We start from the raw sequence: 16,818 nt of genomic DNA, 5'->3' as shown, positions 1-16,818 counted from the left end.
CGCCCGTCGGCAGCTCCGCCAGCGCCGCGCGCACGGCGCCCAGCCCGTCCTCGGCACCCGGCGCGACACGCGCCAGAACGGCCAGCGCCACGGCATCGCCAAGCATGGCCGGTCCGGTGCGCCGCGCCAGCGCATCGGTCGTCAGACGAAACGGATCGACGAGGACCGGACGCCCATTGCGCGACACGCGGCGCAGGTCGTGGCAGGAGATATCGCGCACCGTTTCGCCCATGGCGCTGCGGCCCAGCACGAGCGTTTCGCCCATGACCAGTTCCGCGTCATCGGCGAGGTCGATCTCGGTGCGCCGGTGCAGCGCCGAGCGGTCGAAGAGGATCGTTTCCTGCGGCAGCCAGTGCAGCACGGCGCCCGGCCCGGCCCGCATCCGCACGGTCATGCGCGCGGGCGCACCGAGACTGGCATAGGCGCGCTCGGCCGTCTGGGTGGCCGCGACGGCGCGCACACCGGCGCCCAGAGACAGCGACAGGTGCAGATCGTCGCCACCGGTCAGCCCGCCGGCGGTGTTCAGGAACACCACTTCGGGCCGGTCGGAATGAACCCGTGGCAGCATCGCCTTGGCCGACCCCTGCTGGAACAGCCGCGTCAGACGCGGGACGCGCGGACCGGACTCGAGCGCCACGTCGGCCCGACCGCGCACGCGCTGGTGCGGGCTGACGGGGGCAGCGAGTGGCGGAAGCGGTGCAAGGTCGGTCATCGGTCTGACCCTAGTCGCGCACATGGTCCGGCGACAACTGCCATCACCGGCCACGCGCGCGAATTCGTGCAGCATGCCACTTATTTGGGCAAGGCCCGGCTGCAGATGCGGTCTGGTCAGGGACGGCGGGATTCGCTATCGCGCAGGCCATGACCGACCGCCTGACCCTGCGCCAGCCCGACGACTGGCACCTGCACCTGCGCGACGGCGCCATGCTGCGCGCGGTGCTGCCCGAAACCGCGCGCCATTTCGCCCGCGCGATCATCATGCCGAACCTCGTGCCGCCGGTGGTGACAGCCGCGGACGCCGCCGATTACCGCGACCGGATCATGGCCGCGAAGCCGCTGAACAACGGCTTCAAGCCGCTGATGACGCTGTACCTGACCGAAACGACGGACCCGAAGGATGTGCGCGCCGCGGCCGAGATCGGGCTGATCTCGGCGGTGAAGCTCTATCCGGCAGGGGCGACGACTAACTCGGCATCCGGCGTGCGCGATCTGGACCGCGTGATGCGCGTGCTGGAGACGATGGCGCAGATCGGCCTGCCGCTGTGCCTGCATGGCGAGGTGACGGACCCCGACATCGACATCTTCGACCGGGAGGCCGTGTTCATCGACACCGTGCTCGCCCCCCTGCGCGAACGGTTGCCGAAGCTGCGCACGGTGCTGGAGCATGTGACGACCCGGCAAGGCGTGGATTATGTCCGGTCGCAACCCGAGGGCACGATGGGCGCGACGATCACGACCCATCACCTGATCATCGACCGCAACCATATCCTCGCCGGGGGCATCCGGCCCCATTACTACTGCCTGCCCGTGGCAAAACGCGCCACGCACCGGGATGCGCTGGTGGCCGCCGCCACCTCGGGCGATCCGCGGTTCTTTCTGGGCACCGACAGCGCGCCGCATCTCGATGCGGCCAAGCTGCAGCCCTGCGGCTGTGCGGGCTGTTTCACGGCGACCAACACCTTGTCCTGCCTTGCGGAAGTGTTCGAGCGCGAAGGCGCACTGGACCGGCTGGAGGGCTTCACGTCGCTGCATGGGCCTGCCTTCTACAAATTGCCTGTGAACGAGGGCACCATCACGCTGGTGAAGGGGGATCCCGTCACCTATCCGGCGGCCATCGACACGGAGGACGGGCCGGTGACGGTCTTCGACCCCGGTTTCCCCCTGCACTGGCGCGTGGAGGCGTGACATGATCCCCACATCCTTTCCCGACCGGGCCGAGATCGCCCGCCTGTCCGCCCGGATGCTGCTGGAAATCGGCGCGGTGCATTTCAACGCGCAGGAGCCTTACATCTATGCTTCGGGCTTGCCCGGCCCGACCTATATCGATTGCCGCAAGCTCATCAGTTTCCCGCGCATCCGCAGCACGCTGATGGATTTCCTCACCGTTACCGTCATGCGCGACGCGGGCTTCGAGGCATTCGACAACATCGCGGGCGGCGAGACGGCGGGCATCCCCTTCGCGGCGCTGGTGGCCGAACGCATGGGCCTGCCCATGACCTATGTGCGCAAAAAGCCGAAAGGCTACGGCCGCAACGCCCGGATCGAAGGCGTGATGACCGAGGGCCAGCGCGTGCTGCTGGTGGAGGATCTGACCACCGATGGCGGGTCCAAGATCAGCTTCGTGGACGCGATCCGCGAAACAGGCGCCAGTTGCCACCACACGGCGGTAATTTTCTACTACGGGATATTCCCGGAAACGGAAAAGACTCTGGGCGATCACGGTGTGCGGCTGCATCACCTGTGCACGTGGCATGACGTTCTGGCCGAGGCCCGCGCGGCGGGCAACTTCGACGCGGAAACGTTGGCCGAGGTCGAAAGCTTCCTGGCGGACCCGCGCGCATGGCAGGCCGCCCGCACCTGAATTTTCGGCGCAGTACCGCAAGATGTTGACGGCTGGCGCATGCCTGCCGCAAGATGAACGTTATCCACAGGCGATCCACAGGCCGCCCACAGGACTATACAATTTGCCTGCGTCCGGCCGAAGGCGTAGTCAGTTGCACCACCGGCATCCGACCGGGGGATCACAATGCAGGGAGCAGCCATGAACCAGATCACCGGCCTTACCCCCGCCAACCCGCCTGCCGCGCCGTCCGGGAACGACGAGGCCGCAGGCACCCTGCCCCATTCGATCGAGGCCGAGCAGCAGCTTCTTGGCGCGCTTCTGACCAACGATCAGGTCTATGACCGCATCGCGCAGATCGTTGCCCCCGCGCATTTCTTCGACCCCGTGCACCGGCGCATCTATGAAACCGCGGTGGCGCGGCTGTCGGACAACAAGCTGGTGACGCCGGTAACGCTGGCAAATTTCCTGGCCGAGGATTCCGGGCTGAAGGAGCTGGGGGGGCCAGCCTACCTCGTGCGGCTCGCCGCCGCGTCGATTTCGACCTACGCGGCCAAGGACTATGCCGAACTGATCCGCGATCTGGCCATGCGGCGGCAGTTGATCGACCTGGGGCGCAATATCGCCGACAAGGCGGGCCGCGTGACCCCCGACAGCGACCCGCGCGGCCAGATCGTGGAAGCCGAACAGCAGCTCTACCTGATGGGTGAGACCGGGCAGGTCACGCAGGGGTTCCAGTCCTTCCTGTCGGCGGCGACCAGTGCGATCAACGTGGCCAACGCCGCCTATCTGCGCGACGGGGGCCTGTCGGGGGTCGCCACCGGGCTTGACGACCTCGACAAGAAACTCGGGGGCCTGCACAAGTCGGACCTGCTGATCCTCGCCGGTCGCCCGTCCATGGGCAAGACGTCGCTGGCCACCAACATCGCCTTCAACATCGCAAAGGGCTACCAGAAGGGCGTCCGCCCCGACGGGTCCGAGGGCACGGTCAATGGCGGCGTAGTGGGGTTCTTCTCGCTGGAAATGTCATCGGAACAGCTTGCGGCGCGCGTGCTGTCCGAGGCCGCCGAGGTGCCCAGCGAACAGATCCGCCGCGGCGACATGACCGAGGCCGAGTTCCGCCGCTTCGTCGAAGCCGCGAAGGCGCTGGAATCCTGCCCGCTCTTCATCGACGACACGCCCGCCCTGCCGATCAGCCAGTTGGCGGCCCGCGCGCGGCGGCTGAAGCGAACCCACGGGCTCGATGCGCTGTTCGTGGATTACCTGCAACTGGTACGCCCGGCGACGGCCAAGGACAGCCGCGTCAACGAGGTGTCGGAGATCACGCAGGGGCTGAAGGCCATCGCCAAGGAACTCGACATCCCCGTGGTGGCCCTGTCGCAGTTGTCGCGCCAGGTGGAAAACCGCGACGACAAGCGCCCGCAACTGTCCGACCTGCGCGAATCCGGCTCCATCGAACAGGACGCCGACGTGGTGATGTTCGTCTACCGCGAGGAATACTACAAGGAACGGGAAAAGCCCGGAGACGAGAAGCTGGACGAGATGGCGAAGTGGCAGGAGGCGATGGAGCGTGTCCACGGCAAGGCCGAGGTCATCATCGGCAAGCAACGCCACGGCCCCATCGGCACGGTGGATTTGAGCTTCGAGGGCCGCTTCACGCGCTTCGGCAATCTCGTGAAACCGTGGCAGGCGGGTAGCGACAGTTTCTGACGACCCTTTTCGCCCGCTGCAAGTGAGAAACCCCGGCGCCATCCGCCGGGGCTTTTCGTGTCACTGGTCGAGGAACGACCGCAGCTTGCGCGACCGGGACGGGTGCTTGAGCTTGCGCAGGGCCTTCGCCTCGATCTGCCGGATCCGTTCGCGGGTCACGCTGAACTGCTGGCCCACCTCTTCCAGCGTGTGGTCTGTGTTCATGCCGATCCCGAAGCGCATCCGCAGCACCCGTTCCTCGCGCGGCGTGAGGCTGGCCAGCACCCGCGTCGTCGTTTCCTTCAGGTTGTCCTGGATAGCGCTGTCGAGCGGAAGGATCGCGTTCTTGTCCTCGATGAAGTCGCCAAGCTGGCTGTCTTCCTCGTCCCCGATGGGGGTTTCAAGGCTGATCGGCTCCTTGGCGATCTTCATCACCTTGCGGACCTTTTCCAGCGGCATCTGGAGCTTCGCCGCCAGTTCTTCGGGCGTGGCTTCCCGCCCGATCTCGTGCAGCATCTGCCGACCCGTGCGCACCAGCTTGTTGATCGTCTCGATCATGTGGACGGGGATGCGGATCGTGCGGGCCTGATCCGCGATGGAGCGCGTGATCGCCTGCCGGATCCACCATGTCGCGTAGGTCGAGAACTTGTAGCCGCGGCGGTATTCGAACTTGTCCACCGCCTTCATCAGGCCGATATTGCCTTCCTGAATGAGATCAAGGAATTGCAGGCCACGGTTCGTGTATTTCTTGGCGATGGAGATCACGAGCCGCAGGTTCGCTTCGACCATTTCCTTCTTGGCCTGACGGGCTTCCTTTTCGCCCTTCTGGACCTGGTTCACGATGCGGCGGAATTCCTGGATGTCGAGGCCGACATACTGGCCGACCTGCACCATTTCGGCGCGCAACTCGTCCACCCGGTCGGCGGAGCGTTCGAACAGCGCCTGCCAGCCGCGGCCCGGGCTGGCCTTCATCCGCTCGACCCAGTTCGGGTCCAGTTCCGCCCCGCGATAGGCGTCGATGAAATCGCGGCGGTTGATGCGTGCCTGGTCCGCGAGCTTCACCATCGCGCCATCGATCGACATGATCCGGCGGTTGATCCCGTAAAGCTGGTCGATTAGCGCCTCGATCCGGTTGGCGTGCAGGTGCAGCCCGTTGACCAGTTCCACGATCTCCGACCGCAATTTCTGATAGGTCGCCTCGTCCGCGTCGCTGAAGCCGTTCTTGCCTTCCAGCGTGGCCGTCATGCGGCGATCCTGGATTTCCGCCAGCGTTTCATAGTCCAGCGCGATCCGGTCGAGTGTTTCCAGAACCCGCGGCTTCAGCGCCGATTCCATCGCCGCCAGCGACATGTTCGCCTGATCGTCGTCGTCGTCGTCGTCGTCATGCTGGATCGGGTTGCCGTCGGCATCGACTTCCGTCTCGGCATCCTTGTCCTTCGATTCGCGGGCGGGGGCGCCATCGGTCACGGGGGCCACGACGGGGGCCACATCGCCTTCACCGTCCTCGTCCATCGCGTTGCCGAACGTGGTTTCAAGGTCGATCACGTCGCGCAGCAGGATGTCTTCGGACAGCAGTTCGTCGCGCCAGATGGTGATCGCCTGGAATGTCAGCGGGCTTTCGCACAGGCCCGCGATCATCGTGTTGCGACCGGCCTCGATCCGCTTGGCGATGGCGATCTCGCCCTCGCGGGACAGCAGTTCGACCGACCCCATCTCGCGCAGGTACATGCGCACCGGATCGTCGGTCCGGTCGAGCTTTTCGGTCTCGGAATGCGCCACCGTCACATCGCGCGACCCGCTGGTGGCCACCAGTTCGGTGCTCTTGTTGCCGTCGCTGTCTTCTTCTTCCTCGATGATGTTGATGCCCATCTCGGACAGCATCGACATCACGTCCTCGATCTGCTCGGAGGACACCTGATCGGGCGGCAGGACCTGGTTCAGCTGGTCGTATGTGATGAAACCGCGTTCACGTGCCTCGGCAATCATCTTCTTGACCGCCGCCTGGCTCATGTCGAGCATGGGTTCGGCGTCGGCATTGTCCTGCTTGCGATCTTCGGTGTCTTTTGCAGCCATGCGGGTCTCCTTGGTGGCGACGATGGGCGATCACCGGGCTGGCCGGGGTACGAGAGAATCACATAGGGCACTGAAGCGATTCGCGCCCGTGTGTAAGCGGTTTTTTTCGACATTTCCTTCGAAAAATGGCGGTCAGGACGGCCTGCCGCCCGGTTTCGTGAAGGAAATGTCACGAATCAGTTGGTCGAAGGTGCTGCGCTCTTCCCTGTTCAGCTTGGCGCCGTTCGCGCCGAGGTCGAATTCCGCCCGGTCGTCTAGATCGGGGCGTCGTGCGCGGTTGCGCGCCTCGGTCGCCTGCGCGATGCGCCACAGTACCCGTTCGGGCAGCGTGTCGTCATCGCCAGCCACATCCTGCAAGGCTTCACGCAATTCGGCGGCGTGGCCGCGCGCCGTGGCCAGCTTGTCGATTTCCTCGGCGATCGTGCGTTCGGCAAGCCCCACGTCCCCGGCCCGCCGGACCGCGGGCACCAATGCCACATGCGCATGGCCCGTCAGGGTTTCAAGGGCTCCAGGGCCGACGCTGGCGGCGATGCAGTCCGCCAAAGTGCCCGTGGGGCTGACGTGCCAGTCGAGCATCGCGCGCCGCAGCCCGTCATGCAGACGGTCGGACAGCGGCAAGTCGGCCAGCGCGTCCGCCACGAGATCGAGAACGGCCGGCGTCGCCAACGCAACGGCGAGGATCACCCGTTCGCGCAGCGCCGTATCGACCTCTGCGGCGTCCACCGCCGCCAGCAGCGACCGGCGTGCACCCGTGCTGGGGGGCGTGTCGGTCTTCGCACGGTCGCGCCAGCCCTTGCCATTCCCCGCGGCATTGCGCGCAGGGCGAAACGTCTCCCATTGCAGGCGGCGCAATTCCTGCCGGTAATGGTGGCGCACGGACTGATCGGGGATCTGGGCGGTCAACTCGTTGATCCGCTTGTCGAGACCCGCGCGCCGTTCCGGGCTGTCGAAACGCTCGCCATTCGTCTCCCGTTGCCACAGAAGCTGTACCATCGGCTGCGCCGCATCGATCGCGGCCTGCATCGCGGCCGCACCGCCCGTGCGCAGCAGGTCGTCCGGGTCCTGCCCTTCCGGCAGCAGCGCGAAACGCAAGCCGCGCCCCGGCTGCAGCAGCGGCAGCGCCACGTCGATCAGCCGCATGCCAGCGCGCAGGCCCGCGTTGTCACCGTCGAGCGCGATGATCGGCTCGGGCGCGATCCGCCATATCAGCTCCAGCTGTGGCGCGGTGATCGCCGTGCCCAGCGGGGCGACCGTCGCCTTGAACCCGGCCTCGGACAGCGCGATCACGTCCATGTAGCCTTCGGCCACGATCAGGGCGGCGTCCCCGCCTGCCGCGGCCCGCGCGGCCTGCTGGTTGTAGAGCGACCGGCCCTTGTCGAAGAGCGCGGTTTCCGGCGAATTGAGGTATTTCGCCCGCGCCTCCGGCGACATGGCCCGCCCGCCGAAGGCGATGCAGCGGCCCTTCACGTCGCGGATCGGGAACATGATCCGGTCGCGGAAGCGGTCGTAGGGCGCGCCGCCATCGTCGGGCGCGATGGCCATGCCGCTGTCCACGATCAGCGCGGGGGCGAAGCCCTTGCCCGTCAGATGCTGCCAGAGCGCCGTGCGTCCGTTGGGCGCGTAGCCGATGCCGAAGCGGTCCCGTGCCGCGGCGGACAACCCGCGCCCATCGAGATAGTCGCGCGCCGCGCGCCCCACACCTGCCGCCAACTGCAAGCTGAAGAACCCCGCGGCGGCCTCCAGGACCTCAGCCAGTTGCGCATGGCGGTCGGCTTTCTCGCGCGCCTTCGGGTCGGGCGCGGGCATGGTCATGCCGGCCTCGCGCGCCAGCGTCTCCACCGCCTCCATGAAGGACATGTTCTCGGTTTCCATCACGAATTTCAGCGCGTCGCCCTTCGCCTGGCAGCCGAAGCAGTAATAGAAGCCCTTGCGGTCGTCGGCATGGAAGCTCGCCGTCCTTTCCTGATGGAAGGGACATGGCGCCCACATGTCGCCCTTGCCGGGATTGGATTTGCGATTGTCCCACGCGACCTTGCGCCCCACCACATGGATCAGGCTCACGCGGGTGCGCAGCTCGTCAAGGAAACCGGGTGGGAGACTCATGCCCGGCAGTATCGGGCCGCACCGCGCGGGTGTAAAGCGCGGCCCGTGTCCCTTACAGTCCCATCGCGCGATAGCTTGCCGCGACGCGCCCGATGGCCACCAGGTACGCGGCGGTGCGCAGGTCCGTCACGTCGTCACGACCGTTCCACACCTCGCGCATGGATTGATAGGCCGTGCGCATCGTATCATCGAGTCCGGAGCGCACCAGCTCCAGTTCCCCCGCGCCGCGCAGGTATTTCGCCTTGAAATCCGGCGTCATGGACCATGCGTCGCCGAGATAGCGGTCCAGCCGTTCAAGTTCGTCCACCACGAGCTGGTGGCGCGCTTCTTCCTGCCGGCGCTGCATCCGGCCGAACCGTATATGCGACAGGTTCTTGACCCATTCGAAATAGCTGACCGTCACCCCGCCCGCATTGGCGTACATGTCGGGGATGATGACCACGCCCCGCTCGCGCAGGATCTCGTCGGCCATGGCGGTCACGGGGCCGTTTGCCGCCTCGATGATCAGCGTCGCCTTGATGCGTGCGGCGTTGTCGCGATTGATGACGCCTTCAAGCGCGGCCGGGATCAGGATGTCGCAGTCCGCCTCCAGAACCGATCCGCCGTCGGTCGTGTGCGTCGCATCCGGAAAGCCCGTGACGCCGCCATGCTTGGCGATCCACGCATGGACGGCTTCGACATCCAGCCCGTCCTCGGAATGCAGCGCACCGTCGCGCTCGATGATGCCGGTGATCTTCGCGCCGTCTTCTGCCCGCAGGAAGCTGGCGGCATGGTAGCCCACGTTCCCAAGCCCCTGCACGATGATCCGCTTGCCGTCCAGCCCGCCTGACAGCCCCGCCTTGGCAATGTCCTCCGGGTGGCGGAAGAATTCGCGCAGCGCGTACTGCACGCCGCGCCCCGTCGCCTCCACCCGGCCCTGGATGCCGCCCGCGTGCAGTGGCTTTCCGGTCACGCAGGCATTCGCATTGATGTCCGTCGTGTGCATCCGGCGGTACTGGTCCGCGATCCACGCCATTTCCCGCTCGCCCGTGCCCATGTCGGGCGCGGGGACGTTCTGCGACGGGCTGATGAGGTCGCGCTTGGCCAGTTCATAGGCGAAACGCCGGGTGATCTGCTCAAGCTCGTGCTCTTCCCATGCGCGCGGGTCGATGCACAGCCCGCCCTTGGATCCGCCGAAGGGCGTTTCCACCAGCGCGCATTTATAGGTCATCAGCGCCGCCAGCGCCTCCACCTCGTCCTGGTTCACGGCCAACGCATAGCGTATGCCGCCCTTCACGGGTTCCATGTGTTCGGAATGGACCGAGCGGTAGCCGGTGAATGTGTGGATCTGACCGCGCAGCCGCACACCGAAGCGCACCGTGTAGGTGGCGTTGCAGACGCGGATCTTTTCCTCCAGCCCCGGTGACAGGTCCATAAGCGCCACGGCGCGGTTGAACATGAGGTTGACGCTGTCGCGGAAACTCGGCTCGTGCGTCCCGGTGATCTGGTTCATGACGGTCCCTCCCTTGAACCGGGCTGTCGCGCAGCCCTTTCCCTCAGCCTAACGCGGGAATGTGACCAAAACCCAGCGGAATTCCGACATGTCCGAGGCGATTTCAGGCGTCAGGGTCGGACCCGTGCAGCCTGCCGTCCCGGTCCGACAGGACGATGGCGATCATCTCGGCCATGGCGCGGCCTTGTGCGTTGCCCGTTACGCCGCCGACGCCAAGCTTGCGCCCCAGCCGCCACCACAGCCCGGGCGCCCAGGCCCGCCCCGGCGCGTGCGTCAGGCGCAGCACGAACCCGCCGGACGGCTTGAAGGCAAAAACGCCGCGATCGACCTCGACGATCTGTTCCAGCGGCGCGATGCAGGTGCCGTTGCTGTCGAAAAGCCCGGCACGGGTCAGGATGATGCGCCGGTCGGTCGCCTGCCACAAGCGCACGGACAGCCACAGCATCCCCGCGCCCGTTCCCAGCAGGAACAGCAGCCATCCGGGATGCTGCGGCGGCGTCGCCAGCACGACCCAGAGCAGGAGAAGCGCCACACCCGCCAATGTCACCGTGGCGGTGACGCGGCGGACCGGCGAAGGGCTGAGCGTACAGATGACGGGCTGATCCATGCGCTTCGGTTACCCGAAGCGTCCGGCGGGTGCGAGCGGGATTTTCCGCCCCGCAGGCCAGCGCCTGTCGCACGGTGCTGGTGGCGAGCGTCCGCGGGATGCTATGGCCAGACATGCTGCCCTGATAGCGGGATTGCCGATGCGCCTGAGCCTGATCGCCCTTCTGACCGCCCTGCCCGTGCTGGCCGCCTGCGCGCCGCCCGATTTTCCCGAAGACCGGGTATTCGGCGACAGCGCCCCGCGCACGATGCCGGAACTGGAACCGGTCGATGCGATCCTCGCGGCGGCGGCGGAGGATGACGGGCGCACCGCCGATGCGACGACCGAGTTGCAGGATCGCGGCGCACGGCTGCGCGACCGGGCGGATGCGCTGCGGGCCGCTCAGCCCTGAACGCCCCCGCGCGTTGCACCCCCGGTCAAAGCCCGCTAACACCGCCCGGACCCGCGCGAGCGGCCATCGAAATCATCGAAATCAATCACGGAGCGATGCCATGACAGACCCCCTGCGCCTCGGGATTGCCGGGCTTGGAACCGTCGGTACCGGCGTCGTGAAGATCGTGCAGACCCATGCCGACATGCTGGCAGCGCGGACGGGGCGTCCGGTGACGATCAGCGCCGTGTCGGCGCGGTCGCGCAACAAGGACCGCGGCGTGGACCTGTCCGGCTATGCCTGGGAGGACGATCCCGTTGCATTGGCCGGGCGCGACGACGTCGATGTGCTCGTGGAGTTGATGGGCGGCACCGACGGACCCGCGCGCGCCGCGACCCGGGCCGCGATCGCACGAGGCAAGCACGTGGTCACCGCCAACAAGGCGATGCTGGCGGTGCACGGGCAAGGCCTTGCCGAGGAAGCCGAGGCGGCGGGCGTCGCCCTGCGCTTCGAAGCGGCGGTGGCCGGCGGCATCCCCGTGGTCAAGGCGCTGTCGGAGTCGCTTTCGGCAAACCGGATCACCCGCGTGATGGGCGTAATGAACGGCACCTGCAACTACATCCTGACCCGGATGGAGGCGTCGGGCCTGCCTTATGGCAAGGTCTTCAAGGAGGCCGCGGACCTCGGCTATCTGGAAGCCGACCCGCAGCTTGACGTGGGCGGGATCGACGCGGGCCACAAGCTGGCGCTGCTGGCGTCCATCGCCTTCGGGACGCAGGTCGATTTCGACAACGTGCATCTGGAAGGCATCGACCGGATCACGATCGAGGACATCACCCGCGCGGGCGACATGGGCTACCGGATCAAGCTGCTGGGGGTGGCGCAGATGTCCGAGGCGCGGGGGCTGGAGCAGCGCATGACCCCCTGCCTCGTGCCGCGCAAGTCGCCGCTGGGGCAGTTGCGCAATGCGACCAACATGGTGGTGATCGACGGCGACAGCTGCGGACAGATCGTGCTGCGCGGCGCAGGCGCGGGCGAAGGTCCGACCGCGTCCGCGGTGATGGCCGATGTTCTCGACATCGCGCGGGGGTTGATCCTGCCCGTGTTCGGCCAGCCCGCCCGCACCCTGAAGGCTGTGCCGCCCGCCGCCGCCTCGGCGCCCGCGGCGTGGTATCTGCGGCTGTCGCTGCTGGACAAGCCCGGCGCGCTGGCGCGCATCGCCACGGTCCTGGGCGACGAGGGGCTGTCCATCGACCGGATGCGGCAGTACGGCCGCCATGGCGAGGCCGCGCCGGTGCTGATCGTCACCCACAAGGGCACCCGCGACGCGCTGGATCACGCGATGGCGAAATTTGACGCAACCGGCGTTCTGAGTGCCGCGCCGGTGGCGATCCGCATCGAAGAAGTGTAAGTCCGGGGCGCGTGTGCTGCCCCGCCTGCCCATGGGGAAGCCGTTAACCGTTTCCCGGCGCGCGACGTGCCGCAGTCCAGAGCGAGGATGCCCATGAAGACCCCGACCGATTTCAACGACCGCATGTTGTCACTGGGCCTCGCCCGCGTGTCCGAGGCGGCGGCGATGGCTTCGGCCCGGCATGTCGGGCGCGGCGACGAGAAGGCCGCGGATCAGGCGGCGGTCGACGCGATGCGCACGCAGTTGAACATGCTCGACATCGCCGGGACCATCGTGATCGGCGAAGGCGAACGGGACGAGGCCCCGATGCTGTATATCGGCGAAGAGGTCGGCACCGGACAGGGGCCCGCGGTGGACATCGCGCTCGACCCGCTCGAAGGCACGACCCTGACCGCCAAGGACATGCCCAACGCGTTGACCGTGATCGCCATGGGGCCGAAAGGGTCGATGCTGCACGCGCCCGACGTGTACATGGACAAGCTGGCCATCGGGCCGGGCTATGCCAGGGATCTCGTGACGCTCGACATGTCGCCGGCCGAACGGGTCGCGGCACTGGCCAAGGCGAAGGGTGGCGACATGGCCGATGTCACCGTCTGCGTGCTGGAACGCCCGCGCCACGACGCCATGGTGGCCGAACTGCGCGAAACCGGCTGCGCGATCCGGCTCATCACCGATGGCGACGTGGCGGGCGTGATCCATTGCGCCGACCCGGTCAAGACCGGCATCGACATGTACATGGGATCGGGCGGCGCCCCTGAGGGCGTGCTGGCCGCGGCAGCGCTGAAATGTCTCGGCGGGCAGATCTACGGCAAGCTTCTGTTCCGCAACGATGACGAACGTGACCGCGCCGCCAAGGCCGGGATCACCGAAACCGACAAGGTCTACGATCTCGACGGTCTGGTGATGGACGACGTGATCTTCGCCGCGAGCGGCGTGACCGACGGCTCGCTGGTGGCGGGGATCAAGCGGGAAGTGGGCTATGTCACCATCGAGACGATCCTGATGCGGTCCAAGACCGGGTCGGTGCGTCGGATGATCTACCGCAACCCCACCCGCTGATGGCGGATGACGCAGGGGCCTTTCTGGGCGTCACCCGGTCCCTGACCGGGCGGCGCTGGGTCGGACCTGACGACGCCACCGCGCGCGCCGGGCTGGCGCTGGCGCAGCGTACCGGCCATCCGCCCGCGCTGTGCGCCGTGCTGGCCCGCCGCGGCGTGGATGCGGACGCGGCCCCCGCCTTTCTCGAACCGACGCTCAAGGCGCTGCTGCCGGACCCGCGCGCCCTGCGCGACATGGAACCGGCCGCGGCACGGGTGGTCGCGGCGGTGGCTGCGCGGGAACGCATCGCGATCTTCGCAGACTACGATGTGGATGGCGGCGCCTCCGCGGCACTGATGATCCGCTGGCTGCGCGGGATGGGGGTTCCGGCGACGCTTTATGTCCCCGATCGGATCGACGAAGGCTACGGCCCCAACGAACCGGCGATGGCCGCACTTGCCGCCGACCACGACCTGATCGTTTGCGTCGATTGCGGCACGCTCAGCCATGGCCCCGTCGCTGCCGCCGCCGGTACGGATGTCGTCGTCCTCGATCACCATCTGGGCGGCGAGACACTTCCCCCCGCGCTGGCTGTGGTGAACCCCAACCGCGCGGATGAAAGCGGCGATCTCGGCCATCTCTGCGCTGCCGGTGTCGTCTTCCTGATGCTGGTGGAGGCGAACCGCCAGTTGCGGGACGCCGGAAAGGCCGGACCGGACCTGATGCCGCTTCTTGATCTCGTGGCGCTGGCCACCGTGGCCGACGTGGCGCCGCTGGTCGGCGTGAACCGTGCACTGGTGCGGCAGGGGCTGCGGGTCATGGCCGCGCGGCGCAATCCGGGGCTGGTCGCGCTCGCCGATCGCGCGCGGCTCGACGTGGCGCCCACGGCGTATCATCTCGGCTACGTACTGGGACCGCGGATCAACGCGGGCGGGCGGATCGGCGCCGCGGACCTCGGCGCGCGGCTCTTGGCCACCGACGACCCGGCAGAGGCCATGGCGCTCGCCGACCGGCTGGAGCAGCTCAACGCCGACCGTCGCGCCGTGGAAGCCGCGGTGCGCGAAGCGGCACTGGCCCAGGCCGAGGCCCGTGGGTTTGACGCCCCGCTGGTCTGGGCCGCGGGGGACGGCTGGCACCCCGGCGTCGTCGGCATCGTCGCCGCACGGCTGAAGGAGGCCGCGAACCGCCCCGCCATCGTCATCGGGTTCGAAGGCGACGCGGGAAAGGGATCGGGCCGCTCGGTTGCCGGGATCGACCTTGGTGCTGCCGTCCATCGCCTGTCCGCCGAAGGACTGATCGGAAAAGGCGGTGGCCACCGCATGGCCGCGGGGCTGAGCCTGTCGCGGGACCAGCTGGAACCGGCCATGGCACGCCTGTCGGACCTGATGTCGCGGCAGGGCGCTGGGGCGGTGGGACCGCGCGACCTGCGGCTCGACGGGATGCTGATGCCTGCCGGCGCCACCCCGGACCTGGTGGCAGGGCTGGAGGCCGCGGGGCCGTTCGGCGCTGGCGCTCCCGCCCCGCGCTTCGCCTTGCCCGACCTGGTCCTCCGCGATGCCCGGCGCGTGGGCGACAATCACCTGAAACTGACACTCGCGCAGGCCGGACATACGCTTGACGCGATTGCCTTCGGGGCATTCGACGGCCCCATGGGGACGGCGCTGGAAACCCGGCGCGGCGGCACCGTGCACGTTGCCGGACGACTGGACCTGAACCAGTGGGGCGGGCGCACACGGGTGCAGATCAGGCTCGATGACGCTGCCATTCCCTGACGCGGCCCGGTCGGAAAAATCGTGCGCGGGGCAGGAAAAAGCCCTTGCAGGCACATGGTACTTTGCCTAGAACCCGCGTCACGCCACGGCGCTGGCCCGTTCGTCTATCGGTTAGGACGCCAGGTTTTCAACCTGGAAAGAGGGGTTCGATTCCCCTACGGGCTGCCAACGCGCGGATTTTGCCGTTATTTTACTGGAACTTGGCTCCAAAACTGGACCACGAGTTTCGGGCCGTGGTCCAGTTTCCTCCAAATTGACTCCTCCGGACAGTCGCTTCGATGCCGCCGCGGCGGCGCCACGTCGCTGGAATTTGCGGGTATGGACGCCCGCCGTTTTTGCCTCCGTCCAGCCGAACGACGACATGAGCTCGTATTCCGTGGCGCCTCGTTCAGCCATGAGCGCCGCAACACCCTTGCGGATTCCATGCTGTGAGCGGGTCGCGCGGATCTTGGGCTTGCCCGACTCATCGAGAACCGGCTTGCCTTTCTCGTCGCGCGATGGCTCGCTAAAGCCGGCTCCGAGGAGCCATTTTCGGACCCGGTTGTCGAGCGATCCGGAAGACGCGAACGGTTTTCCGTACTCCGTTGCGAGATACGTCTCTCGACCGGGGTGGTGTTCGAGCGCTGCGGCAAGGATGTCTTCCATCGGGATCGAGACGAATGCGCTGCCTTTCTTCCGCGGCTGCCATTCGAGATATCGCACGCCGTCATGCCATGCTTCATTGCCCGGCCCGAGCGTCGGCGCATCTCCGATGCGGCTGTGCGTTGAGTATGCCAGCGCGAACCAGAGTCGGGCCATGGTGCCTGGGCCGTGCTTCTTCGGGAACTTCTCGACGTCGCGGGCCGTCCAAGGAACGGCTCCGCCCTTCTCACGATGCTCCGATTTCACACCGAAAACCGGGCTGTTTTGCGGATACCCGCGATCCTGGCCCCACTTGTAGGCCGCGCGCAGAGCCTTCAGGCATGTCGCCGCTGCCCCTGTTCGTGAGCCGAACGAGTCGCGGATGTGGATGAAGGCTTGTCGCGGAAGATCCGCGTCGAGCGAACCCATCCGGTCGCCGTCGGGGTCCAGCGCATCGCATGCTTGCGTCAGTCCCGTGCGGCGGCTGGTAGCGTCCGAGCACGTGGTGTAATTTCGGCACCGTCGACGGTGTGATCCCTGGTGGCCATCGAGGTGCATGGTCGAGGTGGAGTTTGGCGACTTCAACCACGGACCACACGGAGACCCCGATGACCAAGACTAACATGGACCTGTCAGAGCTTCTGCAAAAGCACGATCAGGGCGATCTGCTGCGAAGCATCGCCGAGGCCGTCCTTCAGCTGATCATGGAGGCCGATGTCGACGGCCTGATCGGCGCCGGGCGTCATGAACGCAACGGTGAGCGCACGACCTGGCGCAATGGGTATCGTGACCGTTCTCTCGATACCCGTTTGGGCACGCTGAACCTGCGGGTGCCGAAGCTGCGGCAGGGGAGCTACTTCCCTGGCTTCCTCGAGGCCCGCAAGACGTCGGAACAGGCGCTGGTCGCCGTGATCCAGGAGGCCTGGATCGGTGGCGTCTCCACCCGCCGCGTCGACGAGTTGGTGCAGGCAATGGGGCTGAGCGGCATCTCCAAGAGCACGGTATCCAAGCTCTGCAAGGATATCGACGAGCGGGTCGGCGAGTTCCTGAACCGCCCGCTGGCCGGGGAATGGCCATATCTC

At 67.2% G+C, this 16,818-nt stretch carries 13 protein-coding genes and 1 tRNA gene; 9 read left to right on the top strand and 5 right to left on the bottom strand.

All coding sequences use genetic code 11. From position 1 onward, the window contains the following. Positions 1 to 712, bottom strand: a 712-nt coding sequence (locus tag DDE13_RS19015; protein ID WP_111405817.1) for an urease accessory protein UreD, incomplete at its 3' end; no start/stop codon positions are given. A 149-nt stretch (positions 713 to 861) separates the two neighbouring features. Here DDE13_RS19015 and pyrC point away from each other — a divergent pair. The 3 genes from pyrC to DDE13_RS19000 all read left to right on the top strand — a co-directional run bounded on the left by pyrC (position 862) and on the right by DDE13_RS19000 (position 4,270). Further along, on the top strand, positions 862 to 1,905 hold the full coding sequence (pyrC, locus tag DDE13_RS19010) for a dihydroorotase (protein WP_111405816.1): 1,044 nt from the start codon (positions 862 to 864) through the stop codon (positions 1,903 to 1,905). Between the two features lies 1 nt (position 1,906). Then, positions 1,907 to 2,581, top strand: coding sequence for an orotate phosphoribosyltransferase (locus DDE13_RS19005; protein ID WP_111405815.1), 675 nt, complete (start codon positions 1,907 to 1,909; stop codon positions 2,579 to 2,581). Positions 2,582 to 2,761: 180 nt separating this feature from the next. Next, positions 2,762 to 4,270: a replicative DNA helicase gene (locus tag DDE13_RS19000; protein WP_235868778.1), complete on the top strand. Its 1,509-nt coding sequence runs from the start codon at positions 2,762 to 2,764 to the stop codon at positions 4,268 to 4,270. Between the two features lie 60 nt (positions 4,271 to 4,330). On the opposite strand, the gene rpoD is transcribed toward DDE13_RS19000, so the two are convergent. The 4 genes from rpoD to DDE13_RS18980 all read right to left on the bottom strand — a co-directional run bounded on the left by rpoD (position 4,331) and on the right by DDE13_RS18980 (position 10,524). Then, the gene (gene rpoD / locus DDE13_RS18995; RefSeq protein ID WP_111405813.1) at positions 4,331 to 6,322 is read right to left on the bottom strand and encodes an RNA polymerase sigma factor RpoD; all 1,992 of its coding nucleotides are present in this window, start codon (positions 6,320 to 6,322) and stop codon (positions 4,331 to 4,333) included. Positions 6,323 to 6,454: 132 nt separating this feature from the next. After that, positions 6,455 to 8,425, bottom strand: coding sequence for a DNA primase (gene dnaG, locus DDE13_RS18990; RefSeq protein WP_111405812.1), 1,971 nt, complete (start codon positions 8,423 to 8,425; stop codon positions 6,455 to 6,457). 52 nt (positions 8,426 to 8,477) lie between these two features. Further along, on the bottom strand, positions 8,478 to 9,917 hold the full coding sequence (locus DDE13_RS18985) for a Glu/Leu/Phe/Val family dehydrogenase (protein WP_394340313.1): 1,440 nt from the start codon (positions 9,915 to 9,917) through the stop codon (positions 8,478 to 8,480). Between the two features lie 103 nt (positions 9,918 to 10,020). Continuing rightward, positions 10,021 to 10,524, bottom strand: a complete 504-nt coding sequence (locus tag DDE13_RS18980) for a hypothetical protein (RefSeq protein WP_111405811.1) — start codon at positions 10,522 to 10,524, stop codon at positions 10,021 to 10,023. A gap of 139 nt (positions 10,525 to 10,663) precedes the next feature. Here DDE13_RS18980 and DDE13_RS18975 point away from each other — a divergent pair, with 139 nt between their 5' ends. The 6 genes from DDE13_RS18975 to DDE13_RS18950 form a co-directional block, all read left to right on the top strand. Further along, the gene (locus tag DDE13_RS18975) at positions 10,664 to 10,915 is read left to right on the top strand and encodes a hypothetical protein (protein WP_111405810.1); all 252 of its coding nucleotides are present in this window, start codon (positions 10,664 to 10,666) and stop codon (positions 10,913 to 10,915) included. Positions 10,916 to 11,015: 100 nt separating this feature from the next. Beyond that, positions 11,016 to 12,305 carry a homoserine dehydrogenase gene (locus DDE13_RS18970; protein WP_111405809.1) on the top strand — a complete coding sequence of 430 codons (1,290 nt, stop codon included), beginning with the start codon at positions 11,016 to 11,018 and terminating at the stop codon, positions 12,303 to 12,305. A 93-nt stretch (positions 12,306 to 12,398) separates the two neighbouring features. Next, positions 12,399 to 13,364 carry a class II fructose-bisphosphatase gene (gene glpX / locus DDE13_RS18965; protein ID WP_111405808.1) on the top strand — a complete coding sequence of 322 codons (966 nt, stop codon included), beginning with the start codon at positions 12,399 to 12,401 and terminating at the stop codon, positions 13,362 to 13,364. Continuing rightward, positions 13,364 to 15,115 (top strand): single-stranded-DNA-specific exonuclease RecJ, encoded by a 1,752-nt coding sequence (gene recJ, locus DDE13_RS18960; protein WP_111405807.1) that lies wholly within the window; start codon positions 13,364 to 13,366, stop codon positions 15,113 to 15,115. Before glpX ends, recJ begins: the two co-directional genes overlap by 1 nt. Before the next feature lie 93 nt (positions 15,116 to 15,208). Further along, positions 15,209 to 15,283: transfer RNA gene (locus DDE13_RS18955), tRNA-Glu, on the top strand. A gap of 1,061 nt (positions 15,284 to 16,344) precedes the next feature. Continuing rightward, positions 16,345 to 16,818 (top strand): transposase (locus tag DDE13_RS18950; RefSeq protein WP_222626141.1); only part of this gene is annotated, 474 nt, incomplete at its 3' end.

The organism is Meridianimarinicoccus zhengii, assembly GCF_003254465.1.
Lineage (GTDB): Bacteria > Pseudomonadota > Alphaproteobacteria > Rhodobacterales > Rhodobacteraceae > Meridianimarinicoccus > Meridianimarinicoccus zhengii.
Note: the sequence above shows the minus strand (reverse complement) of the source record. Positions and strands in the feature narration are given on the sequence as shown.

Bases quoted from the DNA above. Each gene is read 5' to 3' on its own strand.
- DDE13_RS18980 (WP_111405811.1), bottom strand. From the start codon at position 10,524: ATGGATCAGCCCGTCATCTGTACGCTCAGCCCTTCGCCGGTCCGCCGC.
- DDE13_RS18985 (WP_394340313.1), bottom strand. From the start codon at position 9,917: ATGAACCAGATCACCGGGACGCACGAGCCGAGTTTCCGCGACAGCGTC.
- recJ (WP_111405807.1), top strand. From the start codon at position 13,364: ATGGCGGATGACGCAGGGGCCTTTCTGGGCGTCACCCGGTCCCTGACC.
- rpoD (WP_111405813.1), bottom strand. From the start codon at position 6,322: ATGGCTGCAAAAGACACCGAAGATCGCAAGCAGGACAATGCCGACGCC.
- dnaG (WP_111405812.1), bottom strand. From the start codon at position 8,425: ATGAGTCTCCCACCCGGTTTCCTTGACGAGCTGCGCACCCGCGTGAGC.
- DDE13_RS18970 (WP_111405809.1), top strand. From the start codon at position 11,016: ATGACAGACCCCCTGCGCCTCGGGATTGCCGGGCTTGGAACCGTCGGT.
- pyrC (WP_111405816.1), top strand. From the start codon at position 862: ATGACCGACCGCCTGACCCTGCGCCAGCCCGACGACTGGCACCTGCAC.
- DDE13_RS19000 (WP_235868778.1), top strand. From the start codon at position 2,762: ATGAACCAGATCACCGGCCTTACCCCCGCCAACCCGCCTGCCGCGCCG.
- DDE13_RS19005 (WP_111405815.1), top strand. From the start codon at position 1,907: ATGATCCCCACATCCTTTCCCGACCGGGCCGAGATCGCCCGCCTGTCC.
- glpX (WP_111405808.1), top strand. From the start codon at position 12,399: ATGAAGACCCCGACCGATTTCAACGACCGCATGTTGTCACTGGGCCTC.
- DDE13_RS18975 (WP_111405810.1), top strand. From the start codon at position 10,664: ATGCGCCTGAGCCTGATCGCCCTTCTGACCGCCCTGCCCGTGCTGGCC.